The organism is Candidatus Pantoea symbiotica (genome assembly GCF_056491525.1).
On record NZ_JBSZHR010000002.1, the window covers coordinates 2,870,951 to 2,895,371 of the forward strand.

Genomic DNA, 24,421 nt, shown 5'->3' on the forward strand with positions numbered 1-24,421 from the left:
GTTAGGTGTCACCTTGCGCCAGAACCGGCGCAAGGGGTGCATGAATTAGCGGGCGTTTGTTGCAGGCGAGAGCGCCCGCAGACGTGTTACCGCTTTGTTAACCAGCTCAATAGCGTACTCAATTTCCTCTGCGCTGGTGAAGCGTCCGAGCGAAAAACGCAGCGAGCTGTGTGCCAGCTCCTGCTCAACGCCCATCGCGCGCAGCACATAGGAAGGTTCGAGACTGGCCGAGGTACAGGCGGAACCGGATGACAGCGCCAGATCTTTCAGCGCCATAATCAGCGATTCGCCATCGACGTGGGCAAAACTGATATTGAGGATGTTCGGAGCGCCCTGCTCCAGCGAACCGTTCAGGTTCACGTTACCCAGTTGACTGATGCCATTCCACAGACGCTGGCGCAACTCGGCCAGACGCGCCATTTCGCTGCTCATCTCTTCGCGCGCAATGCGGTAGGCTTCGCCCATGCCGACAATTTGATGCACCGGCAATGTGCCAGAACGCATGCCGCGCTCGTGGCCGCCACCGTGCATCTGCGCATCAATTTGCAGGCGCGGTTTGCGGCGCACCCACAGCGCGCCGATGCCTTTCGGTCCATACAACTTGTGCGCCGAGAAGGACATCAAATCCACCGGCAGTTCAGTGACGTCAATCGGCAATTTGCCGACGCTTTGCGTGGCATCAACGTGGAACAGGATGTCACGCGCACGGCACAGCGCGCCGAGTGCGGCGATATCCTGAATCACACCGGTTTCATTATTGACGTGCATTAGCGACACCAGCACCGTGTCGTCGCGCAGTGCAGATTCGAGCATCTGCGGCGTGACGATACCGTCGCTGCCCGGCTGTAAGAAGGTGACTTCAAAGCCTTCTTGCGCCAGTTGCTGGCAACTGTCGAGCACTGCTTTGTGTTCGGTTTGGCTGGTAATAATGTGCTTGCCGCGCGCCTGATGGCATTGTGCGGCACCTTTAATGGCAAGGTTGTCCGCTTCGGTCGCGCCGGAGGTAAAGACGATTTCACGCGGATCGGCGTTGACCAACTCCGCAATCTGATTGCGAGCCACATCAACGGCTTCTTCAGCCTGCCAGCCAAAACGGTGGGAACGGGACGCGGGGTTACCGAAAGTGCCATCCATCGTGAGGAACTGCATCATTTTGGTGGCGACACGCGGATCCGCAGGTGTAGTGGCTGCGTAATCCAGGTAAATCGGTAATTTCATTGCGCTAAAACTCCGTATAAAAAATCATACGTCTTTATAGCACGAATCGGCCTTTCCAGTATGAACCCGTCATGCTTCAAGTTATAGGTGCGTTGGCTGCACTCACTCACCCCAGTCACATACTTATGTATGCTCCTGGGGATGCGCTCGCTTGCCGCCTTCCTCTAACTCGAATCATTTAGGGTTGGGAAAACCACGCTAAGTTAGATTACGCGCGCAGATTAACGTTGATGGTTTCTTGCACACGATGCTGCTGAAAGCGGCGATTATCGACCGTGTTCTGGCGATCGGCCACTTCGAGGATTTCCTGATTATTCACCAGTTCCGCCAGCGTGATGTTGTTGAGGAAGTCGCTAATGCGCTCACTCAGATCACGCCACAAAACGTGGGTCAGGCAACGCTCGCCGCCCTGGCAGCCTTCTTTGCCCTGGCATTTGGTGGCATCGACAGATTCGTCAACGGCGGTGATGACCGCGCCCACAGCAATCGCGCTTGAATCTTTACCTAACAGATAACCGCCACCTGGACCACGAACGCTGGCCACCAAGCCGTGCTTACGCAGACGTGAGAATAACTGCTCCAGATAGGACAACGAGATGCCCTGACGCTCAGAAATGTCAGCTAGCGGCACCGGGCCCTCATTGGAGTGCAGTGCAACGTCCAGCATAGCGGTTACGGCATAACGTCCTTTGGATGTCAGTCTCATAGCATACAACCTCGTAAGCGTCCGTCCGGTTATCGGCGGGTTATCTGATGAATTGGATGCAGTCTGACATTCCTGAGTAAAACGGTCAACTATTTAACCGAGTAATTTGCTCAACTATTTAACCAAGTGTTTTACTCAACTATTATCCACATTACCTTTGCGCTTTTCGAACGATGCCATCATGCCGCGCAGGATGTTCAGTTCATCACGTTCAGGACGCGCACGCGTATATAAACGACGCAGCTTGCTCATTACCTGGCTTGGCGTGCCTTCACGGATAAAGCCGCTGTTCAGCATCATCTGTTCGATGTGCTGATAGAAGCGCTCGAGATCGTCAACCAGCGGATACGGTGACTCAACAGCTTGTTCCGTCGGCGCGGCTTTTTCCTGCGCGTCCAGCCAGGCCATGCGCACTTCGTAAGCGATAATCTGCACCGCCATCGCCAGATTCAGTGAGCTGTATTCCGGATTGGCCTGAATCGCGACGTGATAGTGACACTTCTGCAACTCTTCGTTGGTCAGGCCGACGCGCTCGCGGCCAAACACCAACGCAACCGGCGCCTGCTGGCCCTCTTCAACGCTTTTAATACCGCACTCGCGTGAATCCAACATTGGCCACGGCAGCGAACGTGAACGTGCGCTGGTGCCAACCACCAAACTACAGCCGGCAATGGCTTCATCCATGGTATCGACAATGCGCGCATTACCAATGACATCGCTGGCACCGGCGGCGAGGGAAATGGCCTGTGAATCCGGTTTCACCAGCGGATTGACCAGATAAAGGTTGGTTAAGCCCATGGTTTTCATCGCGCGTGCGACGGAGCCCATGTTGCCAGTGTGCGAGGTTTCTACCAGTACGATTCGGATATTCTGCAGCATAATTAGAGGTGGTCAGGGAAATGATGGCGCGCATCCTAACATAAAAAGAGGACATTTGCTGAACACGCTGATATACTCCGCGCCGTTTTCCCCGTTCTTTAACATCCAGCGAGAGATACCGATGCATCCGATGCTCAACATCGCCGTGCGCGCAGCGCGCAAGGCCGGAAATTTAATTGCCAAGAATTATGAAACCCCGGACGCAGTTGAAGCTAGCCAGAAAGGCAGCAACGACTTCGTTACCAATGTTGACCGTGACGCAGAACGTCTGATTATCGAAGTAATTCGTAAATCGTACCCGAAACACACCATCATCACCGAAGAAAGCGGTGAACTGGCGGGCGAAGATCAGGACATTCAATGGGTAATCGATCCGCTGGATGGCACCACCAACTTCATCAAACGTCTTCCACACTTCTCAGTATCTATCGCTGTGCGCATCAAAGGCCGCACCGAAGTGGCTGTGGTTTACGATCCAATGCGTAACGAACTCTTCACCGCCGTACGCGGTCAGGGCGCACAGCTGAACGGCTATCGCCTGCGCGGCAGCACGGCTCGCGATCTGGATGGCACCATTCTGGCTACCGGCTTCCCGTTCAAGTTGAAGCAGCATGCAACGCCTTACATCAACATCGTTGGCAAACTGTTCACCCAGTGTGCCGATTTCCGTCGCACCGGTTCAGCGGCGCTGGATCTGGCTTACACCGCAGCGGGTCGCGTTGATGGTTTCTTCGAAATTGGCCTGAAGCCGTGGGATTTTGCCGCGGGCGAACTGCTGGTGCGTGAAGCGGGCGGCCTGGTGACTGACTTTACCGGCAACCACGGTTACGTAATGTCAGGTAACATCGTTGCGGGTAACCCACGCGTAGTGAAAGCGATGCTGGCATCGATGCGTGAAGAATTGAGTGAAGCGCTGAAGCGCTAAGTGAGAAAAGGCGGCTGAATCAGCCGCCTTTTTTATTTACCGACGTTCGTGACTTAATACCTGACGCGGCTGCGTCTTGCGCCCCACGCGTCCCATCAACGCCGCCAGTACCGCTTCAATCACCAGCATAAAGAAGGTGAACCAGCTTGCTTTCGCCGTTGCGGCAGCGGCTTGCTCAGCCACTTCACGCGCTTTCTGCTCTGCCTGCTGTTTCAACTGCTGATATTGCTGTACGGCTTTTTTGTAGCTCTCTTCAGTCTTCGTCACGATCTGCTCAACTTCCTGATCGCTTTTACCGGTACGCGCCTTAATTATATTTTTCAGCGCATCACGATCGGCAGCCTGCAATGTATCTGAATGACGATTCATAACGCCTTTCAACCAATTAGCCAGATCATTGTCAGCATTCTGTGGATTTTGTGCCGTTTGCTCTGCTTGATTTTGCGCGTTATTGGCTTCGTTATTTACATCCTTTTGCAGATTCTCAGGTTGTAATTCTGACTTGCCGGTTTGACGCAGCGTGGTTTGTAATTCATTTTTTAAATCATCTAAATTGATATTACTTTCCTGCAGCTTCTCTTTTGCCATATTGGTGAGTGAAGGCGCCGCAGCGGAAATTCCACTGCCAACCGCATTAACCCCAGCGCCTAAAATATTAAAGGCTCCTCCAATTATTCCAGTGGCTAAGGTAATCGCCAGCCACAGCGTGAGAATGGTGCTGACACCAAACATAAGTAATCCGTGCATCGCCCCTTCGCGCTGCGCCAGGCGCCCTGCAACGTAGCTACCCACGGCCATGGCGATTAACATACTCACGCCAGTCCAGATTAACGCGCCAGTTCCCAGATGCTGCAGTGGGTTTTGTTCCTGCTGCGGATCGATGGTGGTCGCACCAATTGCCGTGCCCAATATACCTAATAAAATATGAATGATTAGCGCAGCGATAACGCCTGCAAATACCGCGCTCCAGGAAATACGCTTCAACGGCAAACCGACATGATTTTCATGAACAGTTTCTACACCGCCATTATTAATCCGGGTTTCAGGCATCGTTTTTTCCTCGCAAAATATTACGATAAATAATTATTGTTACTGAATGGACCAGAAGCCTGACTGGTAACAATTAGCGTAGTCGGTGAACGCTATTTCCACCAGATTAGTACAGGGATGAGATTTAATTATATGAGGCGGATAACGGTTTAAACGCAGACGATACTATTACCGCTGCGTTTATTATTTTTTAGACTACAAGAAAGGACGAATTCCGCCGCCAATGCCTGGTGAAGCACTTTGCCATAATGCAACGCCCGCAACGATTAACAGCACGCTACCCAACAAGGCGAGCAGCGGCACCAGCAGCTTAGCAGAAGGATGGCTGCTGCCAGCCTGTCCTAAACGTTGCGCCAGCACACGGGAACGCTGCACTAACAAGCCGAGCGCCGAAACTGTCAACGCCGTGCCCACCGCCATCGCTACGGCAGAGGCAACGCCCCACACATAAACGCCAATCACTTTGGAAAACAGCAGCATCATGATGGCACCGGAACAGGGCCGCAGCCCCATGGAAAACACCACCAGCGCCTGAGTTTTAGCGCTAACCGCCTGATCCATCTGTGCGGCGCTGGGCAGATGCGCATGACCGCAGCCGCAGTGTTCATCATGCTGATGTGTAGGACGAATAGCGTGGATCTGCAGCTTTGGCTGAGAACGCAGTTGCTGGCGCAGCGATCGCAATGCACGCCAACCGACCCAAACACCCAGCGCGACAACGAGCAGATAACTGCCCTTCTCCAGCCAGTAACTGCCGAGGTGCATCTGCCGTGACGAGGTTTGCAGCACCACCAACATCAGCGTCACCAAACCAATCGCCACGCCGCCCTGCAGCAAAGCCGCCAGCAGCGTCAGTTTCATGCTGGTTTTCAACTTTGCCGGATGAGTGGCGAGGAAGGTGGTGATTACCACTTTGCCGTGTCCCGGACCCAGCGCATGCAACACGCCATATGCCAGACTAAACAGCATCAGCGTCACGCCCGCCTGCTGCGGCTGTTCAGCGACCTGTTGCAACAGCTGCGTCATCTCGCGATTCAGGACTTTTTGCCACAGCACGCTTTGCAGCAAAATCTGCGACCAGTGCTGCCACAGCAGTACGCCAGCAAGCAGTAATAATGCCGCCATCAGCCACAGCGGCCATAAACGACGTGAGCGAGAAGGCAGCGAAATCAATGACATGTGAGCGTTACCGTTTGGGCGAATTGCTGGCCAAGATCCATATCCTCCGGCGGCGCATCGGCTTTATCCAGCGACAGCGCATATTGCTTCAGCGAGTCATCCGGTTTCGGCGTGTGCAGATCGATTTGGCAATGGGATTTAATGGTGTCGTCCATGGTTAATGCCTGTGGATTATCGTAATACATATCAACGAAATAGCTGGGATCAAAGGTCTGAATGCGATACTGCTTCGCACTTAATAACTGTGGCTCGCCAAACGGCACGATGAACTCCAGCACCGCTTTGTTGCCATTACGCGATAAGTTGTACTCTTTCGGCAGATTGAGGAACTTGACCCGATTCTTGTCCTGCCACACTTCAGTGAAATAGTGCTGACCGAGCACGTTGGCCATCACCTGCGCCGCCAGCTTTTTCCATACCACATCGCCAGGTTTGGCCTTACCTGCGTCGTATAGCAGATCGGCAGAAGTAATCTCATCCATGGTCCACACCATTTTCATGCCGCTGAGATGTTGGTTGTCACTGATGAACTCGGTTTTCATGTCAATAAAGCTGTGCGGATGTGACCAGGCTGCGGTGCTGAACAACAGCGTAAACGTAATGAGTGCAATTTTCATGTGTTATAAAGTAACAATTTTAAAGTGAAGTGTAGAGTGGTCCAGAAAAATTGTGACCCGCCCTAAAGCTCTGAACAAAAGTCACGACAAAGTGCAAGGTTACCGCGTGGAGTTAGCTATTCTTAGCTCAAAAGTGACCTGCGGATAAACCATTGATGAGTTCTGCACCTTCCTCTGCACCACTCTTCAGCCGCTCCCAGCGTCGTTGTCATCTGTTACTGCTGCTATTTCTGCCCGCTCCCGCGTTGACGCTTGATAAGCTCTGCCAGTTAAATGGCGTGGCGCCTGTTGTCGCCCGACAGGATATCGCGGATGTCGGAGAGGAGATACAGCGTTACCATCAACTGGAGCTACACCAGATGGTCGATGGCAGCTTCCGCATTCATGGGACGGAACTGGACAGGCGGCTGTGCCTGATCCACTGGCTGCGACGCGCGCTGCGTTTGTCGCAGGATTTTGTCTGCGAGCATTTTGCCCCGGTGCTGCGTCAGCGCCTGAAAGTACTGAAAATCGAGAAAGCGCTGTGGGATGAAACCAACCTGCAGGCGCTGATCCAGCACTGTAGTTTGCGCCTGGCGCGCGACTTCAGCGCGCGCGACCGCCTGTTTCTGCAAATCTTCATGAAATACTCGCTGTGTCAGCGGCAAAACGCCCTGTTCAATGACGGGCAACGTGCATGGCTGGCGGAAAAAGCCGAACGTGCTGCCGCCGACGACGTAATTCATCACTGGCAGAAACGCTGCCATATAACGCCGGACGTGAGCGAAACCGACTTCTGGACGCTGTTGTTTAGCTTGATTCACGCGCCAATCGCTACGCAACTGGAGCATCCACAAGCGGTAAAGCTGATGCAGTCAGTGGAAGCGCTGATTACGCGCTTTGAGCAGCTGGCACAAACCACCTTTAAGAATCGATCCGAACTTACTCAGCAACTCTTTACACATCTGGCGCAGGCGCTGGATCGCAGTCATTTTGCCATCGGCATTGATAACAGCGTGGCGCTGGATGTCGCACGACTCTACCCGCGCCTGCTGCGCACCACGGAGCGCGCGCTTGAGCATTTCAGCCGTAATTTTGCCACGCGCTTTAGTGCCGAAGAGGTGAGTTTGGTGGCGGTATTATTTGGTGCCTGGCTGATGCAGGAGAGTGCATTGCAGGAAAAGCAGGTGCTGCTGCTGACAGGCGCGGATGCCGCGCTGGAGCAGTTGCTGGAGCAGCAGCTACGTGAAATGACATTGCTACCGATTAACATCAGCTATCAGGATGTTGTGCACTTTCAGCGTGAAGGCGCGCCGCGTGATATCGCGCTGGTGATCACGCCGTATGCCATTTCGTTGCCGCTGTTTTCACCGCCGCTGATCCAGGCTGAGCTGCCGCTGAGTAGCCATCAGCAGCAGCGCATTCGCCAGTTGCTGGAGAGTTAAGCGGCGCGCGGACGCAGGAACAGCGCCGGCAGCGCCACTAACGCCATCACCCAGAACAGATGTCCTTGCAGATGAGCAAACAGCACACCGCAAATCATGGTCATCACCGCAATACCGCCGCCCATGGCCAGCGCCGAGTAAAGCGATTGCAGACGAATCACTTCCGCACCTTTGCGCGCGGCAATAAATCGCATCGCCGCTAAATGGCAGACGGTAAAGCTACCGCAGTGCAGAATCTGCGCCACGATCAGCAGCGGCAAGGCGGTGCTGGAGCCGAGCATCGTCCAGCGGATAATGGCGCACACGCCCGATAACAGCAGCAGATCGCGCGCGCTCCAGCGGCGGAACAGCCGGCTGCTAAGAGCAAAAATGATGATTTCAGCCACCACGCCCAGCGACCATAAATAGCCGATAATCGATGCGGAATAACCGCTCTCCTGCCACCAAATCGCGCTGAAGCTGTAGTAAGCCGCATGTGCGCCCTGCAACAATGTCACGCATAACATAAAGCGCCACACCGCATTTTCGCGCAGCAAATCACGCCATGCCTGCCAGCCACCGTCGGTGGATGTCTGACGTTCACTGCCCTGCGGCTTAGTCGCAGGCGTTAACATCATCCCACCCAACATGCTGATCGCGCCCAGTGACAGCAGCACCAGAATCGCCTGAGACGAGAACGCAGTAACTAGCATGCCGGTTAAGGCAGAACTGATGACAAACGCCAGCGACCCCCACAAACGAACCGGGCCATAAGTCAGACCGATTTGCTGCGTCCAGGTGGCGGCCAGCGCATCGCTTAACGGCACCAGCGGTGAGAAAAACAGGTTGAAGCCGATCATCACGAACAGCAGCCACATCCACTGTTGCCCCAGCCAATAACCGATGGCGAACAGGCAGGTCATCAGCGCCAGCAGGCGCAGCGCGGTGATCAGCTGGGAGGGATTTTTTACCTGCGAAGCAATCAGCAAGCTGCCGACAAAACGCGCCACCATGCCGCAACCCAGCAGCAGGCCGATTTTTTCCGCATCGAGTCCGGTGCCTTTTAGCCAGACGCTCCAGAAAGGAAGATAAATGCCGTAACAGAAGAAGTAAGTGAAGTAGCCCAAACCGAGCCATTTGGCGGAGCCGATTGCCATATTCCCTCCAGCAAAAATGCTGCTAAGCAGCACGAGTGGCCGCTACTTTGTCAGAGCGCTGCCGCGACGGCAATAAAAAAAGGATGGCTTGCGCCATCCTTTTTTGCACTGCATCGACTAGCGTAAAACTTACGCGTACACCGGCAGACGGCTGCAGATTTCCAGCACTTTCTGTTTAGTACGTTCGATGGTCGCTTCGTCGTTGATGTTGTCCAGCACGTCAGCGATCCAGCCTGCCAGCTCGCGAACGTCAGCTTCCTGGAAACCACGACGCGTCACCGCTGGGGTACCAATACGCACGCCTGAAGTCACGAACGGGCTCTTCGGATCGTTGGGTACGCTGTTTTTGTTCACGGTAATGTTAGCGCGGCCCAGAGCGGCATCGGCTTCTTTACCGGTCAGGTTTTTGCTGACCAGATCGATCAGGAACAAGTGGTTGTAAGTGCCACCGGAAACGATGTTGTAACCGCGCTCCAGCAGAACTTCCACCATTGCTTTCGCGTTCTTAGCAACCTGCTGCTGATAAGTTTTGAACTCTGGCTCCATCGCTTCTTTGAATGCCACCGCTTTACCGGCGATAACGTGCATCAGAGGACCGCCCTGACCACCCGGGAACACCGCGGAGTTCAGTTTTTTATACAGATCTTCATCACCGTTTTTCGCCAGGATCAGGCCGCCGCGCGGACCCGCCAGGGTTTTATGGGTGGTTGAGGTCACGATATGGGCATGAGGAACCGGATTTGGGTAAACGTCTGCGGCGATCAGGCCCGCAACGTGCGCCATATCAACGAACAGGTACGCGCCAACGCTGTCTGCGATTTCACGCATTTTGGCCCAGTCGCACACGCCAGAATAAGCAGAGAAGCCGCCGACGATCATTTTTGGCTTGTGGGTTTGCGCCAGTTCAGCCAGCTCTTCGTAGTTGATTTTGCCAGTTTCATCGATGCCGTAAGGGATAACGTTGTACAGCTTACCAGACAGGTTTACCGGGGAACCGTGCGTCAGGTGACCACCGTGCGCCAGGTTCATACCCAGAATGGTGTCGCCCGGCTGCAGCAGCGCAGTATAAACCGCGAAGTTGGCCTGAGAACCAGAGTGCGGCTGCACGTTAGCGAAATCTGCGCCGAACAGCTCTTTAGCGCGATCGATCGCCAGCTGCTCAACGATATCGACGTATTCACATCCGCCGTAATAACGTTTGCCCGGATAGCCTTCGGCATATTTGTTGGTGAGCTGTGAACCTTGGGCCTGCATTACGCGTGGGCTGGTGTAGTTTTCAGAAGCAATCAGTTCAATGTGCTCTTCCTGACGCACTTTCTCTTGCTCCATAGCCTGCCACAACGCGGCATCATAATCGGCAATGTTCATATCACGCTTTAACATCCGGACTCTCCTGACTCAGCTAACTTTTTAACGGCAGTTTAGGCCCCGGCTAGGGGGCGAAGGCGAACAGTGTAAACGGTTTTGACAGGTGACGGTAGCGTCAATCCCCTCTTTTTGCGCAAACGATTGGCATGGCGCTGGAACGGGTTTTTTACGCTTTTTTGCAAGCCGGAAAATCACGAAATTTGCTCACTTTCATCGGGAAAGAATTTCAGCTTTGCGGGCCAGCCCGCACCTTTTTTGCTTAATCCTTAATCACAAAGAGGGATTTACAGGCGCTTCGATTACTCATAAGATGCATTTTAAATACATGTTTAAATTCACTCTGAGGATTTCACCATGCTCGACGCGCAAACCATCGCTACCATCAAATCGACCTTGCCCGCCATTGCCCAGATCGGTCCGCAACTTACCGGCCATTTCTACCAGCGTTTACTGACGCAACATCCTGAACTGAAAAATGTGTTCAACATGAACAATCAGCGCAGCGGCAATCAGCGGGAAGCGTTGTTCAACGCCATTGTGGCGTATGGCAGCAACCTGGAGAATTTGGCCGTGCTGTTGCCAGCGGTGGAGAAGATTGCGCAGAAGCATGCCAGCCTGAACATCCAGCCTGAGCAGTACGCGATTGTCGGTGAAAATCTGCTGGCGACGATTGATGAGCTGTTGCATCCGGGTGAAGAGGTGCTGACCGCGTGGGGCAAAGCGTATGGTGTGCTGGCCGATGTGTTTATCCAGCGTGAAGAAGCCATCTATTCGGCCTCCGAAGAGAAAACCGGCGGCTGGCGCGGTGCGCGTGATTTCCGTATTCGCGCCATCAATCAGGAAAGTTCGGTGATCAAGAGTTTTGAACTGGTGCCAAACGACGGTCAGCCGGTGGCAACCTTCCTGCCCGGTCAGTATCTGGCGATCAGCTTACAACCGGCAGGTTTTGAAAATATCCAGCATCGCCAGTATTCGCTGACGCACCAACCAAATGGGCAGTTTTATCGCATCGCAGTTAAACGCGAAGCGCTGGGCAGCGTGTCGGGCTGGCTGCACGATAACGCGCAGGTGGGTGATATCGTGCAGTGCGCGGCACCAGCCGGTGATTTCTTCCTGCAGGCTGAAGCAGTTACGCCGATTACGCTGATCTCGGCTGGCGTCGGCCAAACCCCCATGCTGGCGATGCTGGCTAACCTGGCGCAGCAGCAACATGCAGCGGCGGTTAACTGGCTGCACGCCGCAGAAGCCGGTTCGCAGCATGCATTTGCCGAAGAGGTGAAATCCCTTGGCGCACGCCTGCCAAACTTCACCAGCCACGTTTGGTATCGTCAGCCAGAAAGTGCAGATGCCGGACGCTACGACGCGCAAGGCTTGATGGATTTAGCGAGCGTATCCGCCGCGCTTAACCAGGCCGAGCGTCAGTTCTGGATCTGTGGTCCGCTGCCATTTATGCAGTTTGTCGCGCGTCAATTGGTTGATGCCGGCATCAATGCCGATCGCATCCATTACGAAGTGTTTGGTCCGCACAAGGTGCTGTAAAACAAAAAAACCTGCGCGAGGCAGGCTTTTTCAGGCAATGCGCGAAGGGGCTTAAATCGCCTCTTCGTCCTCTTCACCGGTACGGATACGCACAACGCGCGCCACGTCAAAGACAAAGATTTTGCCGTCGCCGATTTTGCCGGTCTGCGCGGTTTTCATAATGGTTTCTACGCAGGTATCGACGATATCGTCACCTACCACCATTTCGATTTTCACTTTTGGCAGAAAATCGACCATGTACTCAGCTCCGCGATACAGCTCAGTGTGACCTTTCTGACGACCAAAGCCTTTCACTTCACTGACCGTCATCCCGGTGATGCCCACTTCAGCTAACGCTTCACGTACATCATCGAGTTTGAATGGTTTGATAATTGCATCGATCTTTTTCATGACAGATCCTTTTTAACTCCCTCCATGATGGACGGATAAATATAGTATACGTGTTCCTGCCGCCGCCGCAGCAAGCTACTCTTTAAATTCGCTGGCGTCCAATTCATGGCGCGACAGCAGCTTATAGAATTCAGTGCGGTTACGTCCAGCCAGACGCGCAGCGTTGGTGACATTTCCTTTGGTCATCTGCAGCAATTTACGCAGATAGTTGAGTTCAAACTGATTACGCGCTTCGACGAAAGTGGGCAGCGCGGTATTTTCGCCCGCCAGCGCCTGTTCAACTAAAGCATCACTGATCACCGGCGCGGTACTTAAGGCGACGCACTGCTCAATCACGTTGACCAGTTGGCGCACATTGCCCGGCCATGCGGCGCTGACCAACCGCTTCATTGCATCCACCGAGAAGCTACGCACAAAAGGTTTATGGCGATCGGCAGATTGGCGCAGCAGATGATTTGCCAGCAGCGGGATATCTTCAGCACGCTCGTGCAGCGCGGGAATTTTCAGGTTCACCACGTTAAGACGATAGTAGAGATCTTCGCGGAAACTCTTCTTCTCCATTGCTTTGGGCAAATCGCGGTGCGTCGCGGAAATAATCCGCACGTTGATATCCAGATCGCGGTTGCTGCCTAACGGACGCACTTTGCGCTCCTGCAGCACACGCAGCAGTTTCACCTGCAGCGCCTGCGGCATGTCGCCAATCTCATCGAGAAACAGCGTGCCGCCTTCGGCCGCCTGAAACAAACCTTCACGTGCGCTGACCGCGCCGGTAAAGGCGCCTTTAGCGTGGCCAAACAGTTCGGACTCTAAAAGTTGTTCCGGCAGCGCACCGCAGTTGATGGCGATGAACGGCTTAGTGGCGCGCGGGCTGGCGGCGTGAATTGCCTGCGCCAGCACCTCTTTACCGGTGCCACTTTGGCCGTTTATCAATACGCTGACGTCAGATTGCGCCACCATGTGCGACTGCTCCAGCAAACGCAGCATCTGCGGATTACGGGTCACAATCGCTTCGCGCCAGCCGTCATCGCTGACCGGCGCGCGCTGGGCCAGCGCTTCATCTATCGCTTTATACAAAGCGTCACGATCGACCGGTTTGGTCAGAAAGCTGAACACGCCTTGTTGTGTGGCGGATACCGCTTCCGGGATCGATCCGTGCGCGGTGAGAATGATCACCGGCAAGCCCGCATGACGTTTCTGCACTTCACCGAACAGCGCCAGACCATCCATTTCATCCATGCGCAGGTCGCTAATCACCAGATCGACCTTCTCTTTTTGCAGATGGCGCAGGGCTTCTGGCCCGCTGGCGGCTGTCGCAACCTGATATCCTTCACTGCTCAGGCGCATGCCAAGCAGTTTCAATAAGCCCGGATCGTCATCCACCAGCAATAAACGTGCGGCTTGTTTCATGATTACTGATCCTCACTTTGCACATCGCTGCCGCCGTGCGATGCGTCGCTGCTGTCGGGCGCTTTGCGCGACGACAGCTGGCGTTCAATATCGGTTAAACGCTCTAACTTGCGTTGGGTATCGGCCAGCGACTGACGCATTTTGGTTTGCTGCTGGCGCAAGTTATCCATCTCGGCGTCATTACTCTGCTGCAAAGCGGCGTAACGTCCACGCGCTTCACTCAGCTCCAGTTGTGCCGCCTGATTGCTACGCCACAGCTGCAACAACGGACGCACCGACGCCGGATAAGCGGCGCTGTAACCGTCTAAGGTGGTGACAAAATCACGGCGCTCAACCGGCGTGACGTTACCGTTAGCGAGCAAGATGCCCTGCTTGAAGGCGCGCGCCCAGCCTTGCACCGGCCAACGACGTGCTTCTGCCCGCGCTTCGGCTGGCGATAAGCGCTCAGCGCAATCAATGGCGCGCTGCCAATAGAGCGGATTGCCGGAGGCGGCTGGCGTTTCGATTTGCCACACGTTTTGGCAATCGGTCGCCAGATAATCCGGCAGGCGCACGTCCGGTTCAGGCACGCTGACGCCATTATGCTGCGTACGATCTTGTGACGGTGCCTGGCAGGCGCTGAGGCCCAAAACCAGCACTGCACTGGCCACAAGTTTGAATAGGGTTAATTTCATTAATCAGGCATTCCCGGCGCTGGTCGTCAGAATGATACGAAAACAGACATCCGCATCCTTGCGCGTTACCAACTGCAGATCGCCGTGCATCCTGCGCAGACAATCTTTGGCGATGCTTAAGCCCAGCCCGCTGCCTTTGACCGGCCCTTTGCGCTGTTGGCTGCCCTGATAAAAGGGCTCAAAAATCATCGCCTGCTCTTCAGCCGGAATCGGTGTGCCGGTGTTTGCCACCTCAATCCACACCTGGTTGCCCTTCTGCTGGCTCTGCAGCCAGATGTTACCGGATTCGCTGCCGTAGTTCACGGCGTTCGAATAGAGGTTATCAATCACCCGCTGCAGCAGCGTCGCTTCCGCCAGACAGTGATGCACTTGCAGATCAACATGAGTGGTCATTTCACGCGCATTGGCGGGCAACGAGTGCACTTTTACCACTGAATCAATGATTTCATTTAGCGCCACGGGCTTAAGCGCCATCGGCCCATCAGCCAGTTTGCGGTTGTAATCGAGTAACTGCTCGATCAGCCGCTGTAAATGGCGGCTGCTGGTATCGAGGATTGCCACCACTTCCTGCTGCTCGGCATTCAATGGACCAGCGACCTGATCGGCCAGCAGTTCAGTGCCTTCACGCAGGCTGGCGAGCGGCGTTTTTAGCTCGTGCGACAGGTGACGCAAAAATTCGTGGCGCTGCTCTTCCAGCCAGCTTAAGCGCTCACTCAGCCAGACGATGCGCTGCCCCAGCGACCGGATCTCACGCGGCCCCCGGAAGCTGCCGCTATCACCCAGCGCTTTGCCTTCGCCCAATCGATTGATCATGCGTTCTACCCGTTTCACCGGACCGATGATCATCCCGGTAAACAGCAAAACCAGCACCAGGCTTATCAGGAACAGAATCAGCGCCTGCCAGCCAAAAAACTGGCCGCGATCGGCGATTTCACGCTGCAGCTGTAAGCCGCGCGAAAACACCACTTCACGTGTTGCCTGCACCATTTGTGTGTTGGTATCGGAAAAGCGCTCCAGCGCGCTGGCAGCTTGCGCCTCGGGATTGCCGTTATCGCACTGCAACTGCTGCAGCTGCGGCAAGGTGGTTTGCAGCACTTTAAAGGAAGGCAGATCGGGCAAACTGGCGGCGTGACTGCTGAGCATTTGGCCGTAGCGCGTCCACTGCGTTTGATACAGCTTCGCCAGCGACGCATCACCGAGCACGCAATATTGGCGGTAGCTGCGCTCCAGCTCCAGCGCGGTTCGCGCCATCGCTTCGCTTCGACGCACATCGGTAAAGGTGTTGCGGTTGGTATCCGCTGCCTGGTTGCTTAACGCCGAAAGACTTTCCCACGCTTGCCACGCCAGCACCAGCAACGGCAGCAGTACCAGCAGGAAAGCCATTAACACTAATTGCCGCAGGGATCGGGGAAACAGACGCCATTTCATCACAACCGCGCTTCCTTAAATGTGAGCTGCAGGCATGCTAGCGAAGTATCAAAACGGAAGAAAGGCCAGATATGAAAACGGCAGGCCTTTTGGCCTGCCGTGAGAGCGACGCCGCAGCATCGCTTGCAAATTAGGTGGAGCCTAACTCAACGTTGCGTCCGATGTTTGATAACGTTGCAAAGCAAACGATTATCGGTGAGGTGGACGACAGGCTCCGTTTGGTGCGTCATTCGGTTTTTATGAGCTCAGCCGCTAAAGCGGGGCAATCATAAACAGGTGAATGAGCCACGCAAGGAGTATAGCAAGTATCGTGCCAATAAATAAATAGCGTTTATTATCAGAGGAATGCCAGACAGGAAGCGGGATCCGGGAGAAAAGCGGACCGGACGGTCAGTGAAAAGTGTCGCTGATTAGCAACGGGTTTGGCGTGTTAATTTCCCATTCATATAAATCAATGAGTTAAATGTCACCTTTTGGCGACAGTGTAATGGCGGGATTGTCGTTGTTTTCCGACAGGTTGAAACTTATGCAGATTTTAGCAAGGTCGCCATGAATGGCGACCTTACAAAACACGCAGAAGAATAAAAAAGGCCGCTATTTAGCGGCCTTTGTTTTGCTTATCCCAACTGCTTGCGCGCGTTGCGGAAAATACGCATCCACGGGCTGTCCTCACCCCACTCTGCCGGATGCCATGAGTTGCTCACGGTACGGAACACACGCTCTGGGTGCGGCATCATAATAGTGACGCGACCGCTTTCGTTGGTTACCGCAGTGATGCCGTTTGGTGAGCCATTCGGGTTGGCCGGATAGCTTTCTGTCACTTTGCCGAAGTTATCGACGAAGCGCAGCGCCACTAAACCTTTGCTCTCCAGCTGTGCCAGATGCGCGCCGTCACGCACTTCGACAAAACCTTCACCGTGCGATACCGCGATTGGCATATGCGATCCGACCATGCCATCCAGCAGCAGCGATGGACTCGCCGCCACTTCAACCAGGCTGAAACGCGCTTCGAAACGCTCGGACTGGTTGCGCACAAAGCGTGGCCACAGCTCGCTGCCTGGAATCAGTTCACGCAGGTTCGACATCATCTGGCAACCGTTACACACGCCGAGTGCCAGCGTTTGTGGACGATGGAAGAAGTTCTCGAACTCATCACGCACGCGGCCGTTGAACAGGATGGATTTCGCCCAACCTTCGCCCGCACCCAGCACGTCACCGTACGAGAAGCCGCCGCAGGCGACCAGCGCCTGGAACTCTTCCAGACCGCGACGGCCAGCCAGCAGATCGCTCATGTGCACGTCAACCGCAGTAAAGCCCGCACGATGGAAGGCGGCAGCCATTTCCACGTGTGAGTTGACGCCCTGCTCACGCAGCACTGCCACACGCGGACGCGCGCCCGTTGCGATCATCGGTGCCGCAACATCTTCTTCTGGCTTGAAGGTCAGATGGACGTTCAGACCTGGATCGTTATCGTCTTTCTTCGCTTCATGCTCCTGATCGGCGCAGGCTGGGTTATCACGCAGACGCTGCATCTGCCAGGTGGTTTCTGCCCACCATGTACGCAACGTGGTACGGCTTTCGCTGTACACCGCGCTGTCGCCAGAACGGATCACGAAGCGATCGCCCGGCAGTGCTTTACCAATCACATGCAGGTTAGCGCTCAGGCCGTGGTCAGCAAACACCTTCTCGACTGCTGCACGATCCGCTGCGTTGATCTGCAGCACCGCGCCCAGCTCTTCGGTGAACAATGCGGCTAACGCATCGCTGCCCAGCGCGGCGATATCCGCTTCGATGCCGCAGTGACCGGTGAAGGCCATCTCCGCCAGCGTGACCAGCAGGCCGCCGTCAGAACGGTCGTGGTAAGCCAGCAGTTTCTGCTCGGCCACCAGCGCCTGAATGGCGTTGAAGAAGCCCGCCAGCTGCGTGGCGTCACGCACGTCGGCAGGCTTGTCGCCCAGCTGACGATAAACCTGCGACAGCGCAGTCGCGCCAAGCGTGTTCGCGCCGTTGCCGAGATCCACCAGCAACAGCAGGTTGTCTTGATCCGCTTGCAGCTGTGGCGTCACGGTGCGACGCACATCTTCAACGCGGGCAAAAGCGGTGATCACCAGCGACAGCGGCGAGGTCATTTCGCGCTGCTCGGTGCCATTCTGCCAGCGGGTTTTCATCGACATCGAGTCTTTGCCCACCGGAATGGTGATGCCCAGCGCCGGACACAGCTCTTCGCCGACCGCTTTCACCGCAGCGTACAAGCCGGCGTCTTCGCCCGGGTGACCAGCAGCGGCCATCCAGTTCGCAGACAGCTTAACGCGTTGCAGCGAACCAATTGAGGTTGCTGCGATGTTGGTCAGCGCTTCACCGACGGCCAGACGACCTGAGGCGGCGAAGTCGAGCAACGCCACTGGCGCGCGCTCGCCGAGGGAGAATGCTTCACCGTGATAGCTATCGAGGCTGGCGGTGGTGACAGCGCAGTTCGCAACCGGAATCTGCCACGGACCTACCATCTGATCGCGCGCGACCATGCCGGTTACGCTGCGGTCACCAATGGTGATCAGGAAGGTTTTTTCTGCCACGGTCGGCAAGTGCAGCACGCGATTTACCGCATCCGCCACGCTAATGCCGTCACGCTGCAGCGCATCACCTTTAGCCTGCTGGCTGGCAACATCACGCGTCATCTTCGGCGTTTTGCCCAGCAGCACGTCGAGCGGCATGTCGATTGGCTTGTTGTCGAAATGGCTGTCGGCAAGGTTCAGATGTAGCTCTTCGGTGGCTTCACCGATGACGGCATAAGGTGCGCGTTCACGCTTACACAGCTCGTCAAACAGCGCCAGTTGTGCAGGGGCAACCGCCAGCACATAACGTTCCTGCGACTCGTTACACCACACTTCCAGCGGGCTCATGCCTGGCTCATCGCTGAGGATGTCGCGCAGGTTGAAGTTACCGCCACGATTACCGTCGCTCACCAGTTCTGGCATGGCGTTCGACAAACCGCCCGCGCCGACGTCGTGGATAAACAGAATCGGGTTGGCTTCCCCCAGCTGCCAGCAGCGGTCGATCACTTCCTGGCAACGACGTTCCATTTCTGGGTTGTCGCGCTGTACTGACGCAAAGTCGAGATCGGCATCCGATTGGCCAGACGCCATCGAAGATGCCGCGCCGCCGCCTAAACCGATGTTCATCGCCGGTCCACCCAGCACGATCAGTTTGGCGCCCACCACGATTTCGCCTTTCTGCACGTGATCGGCACGGATGTTACCGATGCCGCCCGCCAGCATGATTGGCTTGTGATAGCCGCGCAGCTCAACGCCATTGTGGCTGTTTACGCGCTCTTCGTAGGTACGGAAGTAGCCGTTCAGGGCTGGACGACCAAATTCGTTGTTGAACGCCGCGCCGCCCAGTGGGCCTTCAGTCATGATATCCAGCGCGGTGACAATGCGATCCGGCTTACCGAAATCCTCTTCCCACGGCTGTTCAAAACCAGGAATACGCAGGTTCGATACCGAGAAACCGACCAGACCGGCTTTTGGCTTCGCGCCACGTCCGGTTGCGCCTTCATCACGGATTTCGCCACCGGAACCGGTCGCGGCACCCGGCCACGGTGAAATGGCGGTTGGGTGGTTATGGGTTTCGACCTTCATCAGGATATGCGCTTCTTCCTGATGGAATTCATATTCGCCCTTCTGCGCATCGGCGTAGAAGCGGCCAACCTCAGAACCTTCCATTACCGCTGCGTTGTCTTTATAAGCAGACAGCACATGCTCAGGATTATGTTCAAAGGTGTTTTTGATCATTTTAAACAGCGACTTCGGCTGCTTTTCGCCGTCGATAATCCAGTCGGCGTTGAAGATCTTGTGACGACAGTGCTCAGAGTTTGCCTGCGCAAACATGTAGAGCTCAATGTCGTTTGGATTGCGGCCCAGCTTAGTAAAGGCATCAAGCAGATAATCGATCTCATCATCGGCCAGCGCCAGGCCCAGCGTGGTGTTGGCCTGCTCCAGCGCACTGCGACCGGCGCCCAGCACGTCAACGCTTTTCAGCGGCTGCGGCTGATGGTGAGCAAATAGCTGCTGCGCATCGTTGAGGTCAGCGAACACCGTTTCCATCATGCGGTCATGTAGCAGGCTCGCCAGCTGCTGCCACTGTGCTTCTGTCAGCTCAGGTGCCTGCACATAGAAGGCCATACCGCGCTCAAGACGCAATACCTGTGGCAGATCGCAGTTGTGGGCAATGTCGGTGGCTTTCGATGACCACGGAGAGATGGTGCCGGGACGCGGCGTTACCAGCAACAGACGCCCTTGTGGCGCGTGTTCGGCGAGAGAAGGACCGTATTTCAGCAGGCGTTGCAGGCGGGCTTGCTCATCCGCGCTGAGCGGTGCACTAACATCGGCAAAATGGACGTACTCGGCGTAAATATCACTCACCGGAAGGTGAGCGTCCTGAAAGCGGGTCAGCAGTTTGTTTACACGAAATGCCGACAGAGCGGGCGAACCACGCAGAATTTCCATCATTAAAGATCTCTCGTCTTTGAAGTGCCGGGCGACGCTTCATTGGGCGCAACAGGGGAAAACGGGCGGTATTATAGAGAAACAGCACGGGTTACGAAACCGTTTGCGCATAAATTCTGGCACCTGGCGTTTGGCTGAATTTTGCACAATTCTTGCTATAAAAGTTGCCCTGCCCCTTTTTGTTGCGCAAAATGCCCCTCGCTCTGGGAGTTAAAACAACATAAATACTGCCTTTAAAAGACAGAGGCCTGTGAGCCATTACGAGACAACTATTTGAAACGCCTAAAAATAAACTATCTGTTTATCGGTCTGATCACCGTGCTACTTGCGCTAGCATTGTGGCCTTCCATCCCGTGGTACGGGGGCGGAACAGACGCGCTATCACAGATCAAATCACGCGGAGTGCTGCGCATCAGTACCGTTAACTCTCCGCTGACTTACTACACCATTAACAATGCACCAGCCGGTATGGATTACGAGCTGGCGAAGCGCTTCGCCGATTACCTGGGCGTGAAACTGGAAGTTGAGGTGCGTCCTAACCTTGGCGATCTGTTTGACGACCTTGATGACGGTAAAGCGGATTTGCTGGCTGCCGGCTTGATCTACAACAGCGAGCGCCTCGCGCACTACCAAAGTGGCCCGAGCTACTATTCGGTGTCACAGCAACTGGTGTACCGCATTGATAAGCCCCGGCCGAAGAATCTCGGCGATCTCAAAGGCCGCCTGATTGTGCAGTCTGGTTCGGCATATCTGTCAACTTTACGTTCCGCCAAAGCTGACAGCTATCCCGATCTCGACTGGGCGATCTCCACCGATCAGGGCCAGAAAGCGCTGCTTGAAGCGGTTGCCGACGGCAAACTCGATTACACGGTGGGCGATTCGGTCACCATCGGCCTGCTGCAGCGTATTCATCCGCAGCTGGCGGTAGCATTTGATGTGACCGATGAAGAGCCGGTAACCTGGTATTTGCCGCGTAACGATGACGACAGCCTCAGCGCGGCGATGCTCGACTTCTACAGCCAGATGGGCGAGGAAGGCACCATGGCGCGGCTGGAAGAGAAGTATCTCGGCCACGTTGGCACCTTTGATTACGTTGATACCCGCACCTTCCTGCGCGCCATTGATAACACGCTGCCGGATATCAAACCGCTGTTTGAGAAATATTCTGCCAGCATGGATTGGCGTTTACTGGCGGCAATCTCTTATCAGGAATCGCACTGGAATCCGCAGGCTACGTCGCCAACCGGCGTGCGTGGCATGATGATGCTGACGCGCAATACCGCCGATAGCCTTGACGTTGACGATCGCCTCGATCCCGAACAGAGCATTCGCGGCGGCAGCGAATATCTCAAGCGCATGATGGAGAAAGTGCCGGAGACCATTCCGGAGGATGAACGCATCTGGTTCGCGCTGGCGGCATATAACATGGGCTACGCGCACATGCTGGATGTACGCAAGCTAACGGCGAAACAGGGCGGCAATCCGGACAGCTGGGCCGACGTGAAGCTGCGTTTGCCGATGCTGAGCCAGAAGCGCTACTACACGCAAACCACCTACGGCTACGCGCGCGGCCACGAAGCCTATAACTACGTTGAGAACATCCGTAAGTATCAGATCAGTTTGGTGGGATATTTGCAGGAGCAGGAGAAGCGTTTAGCGCAGCAGTCGGCGTTGGAAGCGGAGTTAGGCGCCGGTTACCCGGCGGTCGAACCGAAAATTGCGATGAATTAACCGGTGCGCTGCGCCTGACGCAGCGCCTTCTTCTGCTCGCGACGCATGCGGAAGAAGTCACTCAGCATCCCGGCACACTCTTCCGCCAGCACGCCGCAATCAATCTGAATTTGATGATTCATGCCAGGATGACCAATCACATCCAGCAGTGAACCGGCCGCGCCGGTTTTCTCATCTTTAGCGCCATACACCAGTCGCGTGATGCGGCTATGCACCATCGCACCGGCGCACATCACACAGGGTTCCAGCGTGACGTACAGCGTGGTATCCAGCAGACGATAGTTTTCCAGTACTTTGCCGCCCTGGCGCAGCGCCATGATCTCGGCATGCGCGGTAGGATCGTGCTGACCAATCGGCCGATTCCAGCCTTCGCCAATCACCTTGTCGCCCTGCACCAGCACCGCACCGACCGGCACTTCGCCCTGCTCCCACGCGCGCTTCGCCAGTTCCAGCGCATAACGCATCCAATATTCATCAGTTTGTGGGTTCACCGGGCAACTCCTGTGGACATTTAAGGCGGCGCATTATAGCGATGCTGCTGCTGGAATCGAAGCGTTATTCCAGCTGTTGCAGCTCACCGCTTGGCGTGACGCGCCAGCGATGCTGACAGAAGAACAGCAGCGGGTTGTCCTGCTTGCTGTCGCTGTAGCCGCTATACAGTTGCAGCGGCGTGCCGATTTTCTCCTCCAGCTGCGCCACCTTTTCATGGCCGAGACAGCGCATCGACAGTAAACGTCCGCCACGGCCCGGTTTCATCTGGCTGGCGATCAGTTGCACGCGCGGTAAAAATGCCGAATCGAAATAGACTTGCTCCACCAGCGACTGCGGCGAACCGGTAATCAGCCAGACATCGGCATCATTACTGCTGAGATAGTCGGTAAGCCGCTGCTGCACCACCGGAAAAGCGGTAACACGCTGGCGGAACCACTCGGCGAATTCAGCCTCACGCTGGCGCAGACGTGTTTCGCTGTGCCCAAAGGTGATCGCCCACAGTAACAAACTCATCGGCCAGCGTGCGGCACGGCCTTTGAACAGCATCCCAAGACCGATCACCGGCAACAGCGGCACCACCAGCAGCAGATTGATCGGCTGACGTCGCAGCAGATAGCGCATAAAGGTGCCAAACATGTCTTGCTGATGTAGCGTGCCATCGAGATCGAAAAACACCACGCGTCGTTGTGTACCCTTTGTCAAACAGCACTCCTTCTCTATCCTTCGCGGTTTCTGCACTACAGTGTAGCCAGCTTCGGCGTTCGAGGCGAAAGCTGCTATTTTTAATTCCAATGACTACAATGCCATTTGAATAGTTTATTCTTCGCGTTTACGCGCTGTTTGCGGATAAAGGAATTAAGGATCGAACCATGAGTTCATTGCTGCGCATTCGTCAGCTCTACCCTCGACTGGCGCTAAATGAGCGTCGGCTGGCGGATTTTTTGCTGTCGCAGCCGGATCGTGCACGGCATCTCAGTTCACAAAAACTCGCCGAGGAATCGGGCGTTAGCCAGTCCAGCGTGGTGAAGTTCGCCCAGAAACTGGGCTATAAAGGCTTTCCGGCGCTGAAGCTGGCGCTGAGCGAATCGATGGCCGATCGCGATGCGATCACCGTGCATAACCATATTCTCAGCGACGATCCGCTGAAAGTGGTCGGCGAAAAGTTGCTGACCGAGAAGATCTCAGCGATCCGCGCCACGCTGGATATCAACAGCGAAGAGAAGCTGCTGCAAACCTTACAGCTGTTGAAGAACGCCAATCGTATTTTGCTGGTTGGCATCGGTGCGTCCGGTTTAGTGGCGAAAGATTTTTCGTGGAAGCTAATGAAGATCGGCATCAATGCGGTGGCGGAACAGGATATGCACGCCTTGCTCGCCAGCGTGCAAGCGATGGCGCCGGGCGATGTGCTGCTGGCGATTTCTTATACTGGCGAACGTCGCGAAATCAATCTTGCTGCGCAGGAAGCGGCGCAAGTTGGTGCCGATGTGCTGGCCTTTACCGGTTTTACGCCGAATGCCCTGCAGCAATGCGCCACGGTTTGCCTCTACACCGTTGCGGAAGAGCAGAGCACGCGCAGCGCGGCGATCTCGTCAACCAGCGCGCAGCTGGCGCTGACCGATCTGCTGTTTATGGCGCTGGTACAAAACGATCCCGAACGCGCCTCCAGCCACATCCGCCACAGCGAAGAGTTGGTGAAAAAGCTGGTCTGATGAGATCAGGCGCGTATAATACCCGCGCCTTTTCTGCTGTTATT

At 55.4% G+C, this 24,421-nt stretch carries 20 protein-coding genes; 5 read left to right on the top strand and 15 right to left on the bottom strand.

Features of this window, described 5'->3' with window-relative positions; translation table 11 throughout:
* Positions 1–45: 45 nt before the first annotated feature.
* The 3 genes from ACXIZX_RS13940 to trmJ all read right to left on the bottom strand — a co-directional run bounded on the left by ACXIZX_RS13940 (position 46) and on the right by trmJ (position 2,803).
* Positions 46–1,218: an IscS subfamily cysteine desulfurase gene (locus ACXIZX_RS13940; RefSeq protein ID WP_479404379.1), complete on the bottom strand. Its 1,173-nt coding sequence runs from the start codon at positions 1,216–1,218 to the stop codon at positions 46–48.
* Positions 1,219–1,426: 208 nt separating this feature from the next.
* Positions 1,427–1,924, bottom strand: a complete 498-nt coding sequence (iscR, locus tag ACXIZX_RS13945) for a Fe-S cluster assembly transcriptional regulator IscR (protein WP_008108287.1) — start codon at positions 1,922–1,924, stop codon at positions 1,427–1,429.
* A 135-nt stretch (positions 1,925–2,059) separates the two neighbouring features.
* Positions 2,060–2,803, bottom strand: a complete 744-nt coding sequence (gene trmJ / locus ACXIZX_RS13950; RefSeq protein ID WP_008108285.1) for a tRNA (cytosine(32)/uridine(32)-2'-O)-methyltransferase TrmJ — start codon at positions 2,801–2,803, stop codon at positions 2,060–2,062.
* A gap of 121 nt (positions 2,804–2,924) precedes the next feature.
* Here trmJ and suhB point away from each other — a divergent pair, with 121 nt between their 5' ends.
* A complete protein-coding gene (suhB, locus tag ACXIZX_RS13955; protein ID WP_008108283.1) occupies positions 2,925–3,728 on the top strand; it encodes an inositol-1-monophosphatase in 804 nt (267 codons plus the stop codon).
* A gap of 36 nt (positions 3,729–3,764) precedes the next feature.
* Here the strand turns inward: suhB and ACXIZX_RS13960 are convergent, their stop codons facing one another.
* From ACXIZX_RS13960 to ACXIZX_RS13970, 3 genes are all read right to left on the bottom strand, one after another.
* A complete protein-coding gene (locus ACXIZX_RS13960) occupies positions 3,765–4,778 on the bottom strand; it encodes an MFS transporter (protein WP_061717979.1) in 1,014 nt (337 codons plus the stop codon).
* A gap of 195 nt (positions 4,779–4,973) precedes the next feature.
* On the bottom strand, positions 4,974–5,957 hold the full coding sequence (locus ACXIZX_RS13965) for a nickel/cobalt transporter (protein ID WP_479404380.1): 984 nt from the start codon (positions 5,955–5,957) through the stop codon (positions 4,974–4,976).
* The gene (locus tag ACXIZX_RS13970) at positions 5,948–6,574 is read right to left on the bottom strand and encodes a DUF1007 family protein (protein ID WP_479404381.1); all 627 of its coding nucleotides are present in this window, start codon (positions 6,572–6,574) and stop codon (positions 5,948–5,950) included. Before ACXIZX_RS13970 ends, ACXIZX_RS13965 begins: the two co-directional genes overlap by 10 nt.
* Before the next feature lie 155 nt (positions 6,575–6,729).
* Between ACXIZX_RS13970 and csiE the strand changes: the two genes are divergently transcribed.
* The gene (gene csiE, locus ACXIZX_RS13975) at positions 6,730–7,998 is read left to right on the top strand and encodes a stationary phase inducible protein CsiE (RefSeq protein ID WP_479404382.1); all 1,269 of its coding nucleotides are present in this window, start codon (positions 6,730–6,732) and stop codon (positions 7,996–7,998) included.
* On the opposite strand, the gene ACXIZX_RS13980 is transcribed toward csiE, so the two are convergent.
* Positions 7,995–9,134, bottom strand: a complete 1,140-nt coding sequence (locus ACXIZX_RS13980) for a 3-phenylpropionate MFS transporter (RefSeq protein ID WP_061717987.1) — start codon at positions 9,132–9,134, stop codon at positions 7,995–7,997. The genes csiE and ACXIZX_RS13980 overlap by 4 nt on opposite strands.
* A 129-nt stretch (positions 9,135–9,263) precedes the next feature.
* On the bottom strand, positions 9,264–10,517 hold the full coding sequence (glyA, locus tag ACXIZX_RS13985) for a serine hydroxymethyltransferase (protein WP_008101485.1): 1,254 nt from the start codon (positions 10,515–10,517) through the stop codon (positions 9,264–9,266).
* 339 nt (positions 10,518–10,856) lie between these two features.
* On the opposite strand from glyA, the gene hmpA reads away from it, so the two are divergent.
* Positions 10,857–12,041, top strand: coding sequence for an NO-inducible flavohemoprotein (hmpA, locus tag ACXIZX_RS13990; RefSeq protein ID WP_479404383.1), 1,185 nt, complete (start codon positions 10,857–10,859; stop codon positions 12,039–12,041).
* A 51-nt stretch (positions 12,042–12,092) separates the two neighbouring features.
* Here hmpA and glnB read toward each other — a convergent pair whose 3' ends face one another.
* From glnB to purL, 5 genes are all read right to left on the bottom strand, one after another.
* Positions 12,093–12,431, bottom strand: coding sequence for a nitrogen regulatory protein P-II (glnB, locus tag ACXIZX_RS13995; protein WP_007886217.1), 339 nt, complete (start codon positions 12,429–12,431; stop codon positions 12,093–12,095).
* Positions 12,432–12,506: 75 nt separating this feature from the next.
* Positions 12,507–13,838, bottom strand: a complete 1,332-nt coding sequence (gene glrR, locus ACXIZX_RS14000; protein WP_479404384.1) for a two-component system response regulator GlrR — start codon at positions 13,836–13,838, stop codon at positions 12,507–12,509.
* Between the two features lie 2 nt (positions 13,839–13,840).
* Entirely contained in the window at positions 13,841–14,512 is a 672-nt protein-coding gene (gene qseG / locus ACXIZX_RS14005; RefSeq protein WP_479404385.1) for a two-component system QseEF-associated lipoprotein QseG, read from the bottom strand.
* A gap of 3 nt (positions 14,513–14,515) precedes the next feature.
* Positions 14,516–15,943, bottom strand: a complete 1,428-nt coding sequence (locus ACXIZX_RS14010) for a sensor histidine kinase (RefSeq protein WP_479404386.1) — start codon at positions 15,941–15,943, stop codon at positions 14,516–14,518.
* A 614-nt stretch (positions 15,944–16,557) separates the two neighbouring features.
* Positions 16,558–20,448, bottom strand: a complete 3,891-nt coding sequence (gene purL, locus ACXIZX_RS14015; protein WP_154155637.1) for a phosphoribosylformylglycinamidine synthase — start codon at positions 20,446–20,448, stop codon at positions 16,558–16,560.
* A 270-nt stretch (positions 20,449–20,718) separates the two neighbouring features.
* Between purL and mltF the strand changes: the two genes are divergently transcribed.
* On the top strand, positions 20,719–22,176 hold the full coding sequence (gene mltF, locus ACXIZX_RS14020; RefSeq protein WP_008101499.1) for a membrane-bound lytic murein transglycosylase MltF: 1,458 nt from the start codon (positions 20,719–20,721) through the stop codon (positions 22,174–22,176).
* Here the strand turns inward: mltF and tadA are convergent.
* Positions 22,173–22,667, bottom strand: coding sequence for a tRNA adenosine(34) deaminase TadA (gene tadA, locus ACXIZX_RS14025; RefSeq protein WP_008101500.1), 495 nt, complete (start codon positions 22,665–22,667; stop codon positions 22,173–22,175). The genes mltF and tadA overlap by 4 nt on opposite strands.
* A gap of 64 nt (positions 22,668–22,731) precedes the next feature.
* Positions 22,732–23,370, bottom strand: a complete 639-nt coding sequence (gene yfhb, locus ACXIZX_RS14030; protein ID WP_008101503.1) for a phosphatidylglycerophosphatase C — start codon at positions 23,368–23,370, stop codon at positions 22,732–22,734.
* Positions 23,371–23,537: 167 nt separating this feature from the next.
* Between yfhb and ACXIZX_RS14035 the strand changes: the two genes are divergently transcribed.
* Entirely contained in the window at positions 23,538–24,377 is an 840-nt protein-coding gene (locus ACXIZX_RS14035; RefSeq protein WP_007886185.1) for a MurR/RpiR family transcriptional regulator, read from the top strand.
* Positions 24,378–24,421: the final 44 nt, after the last annotated feature.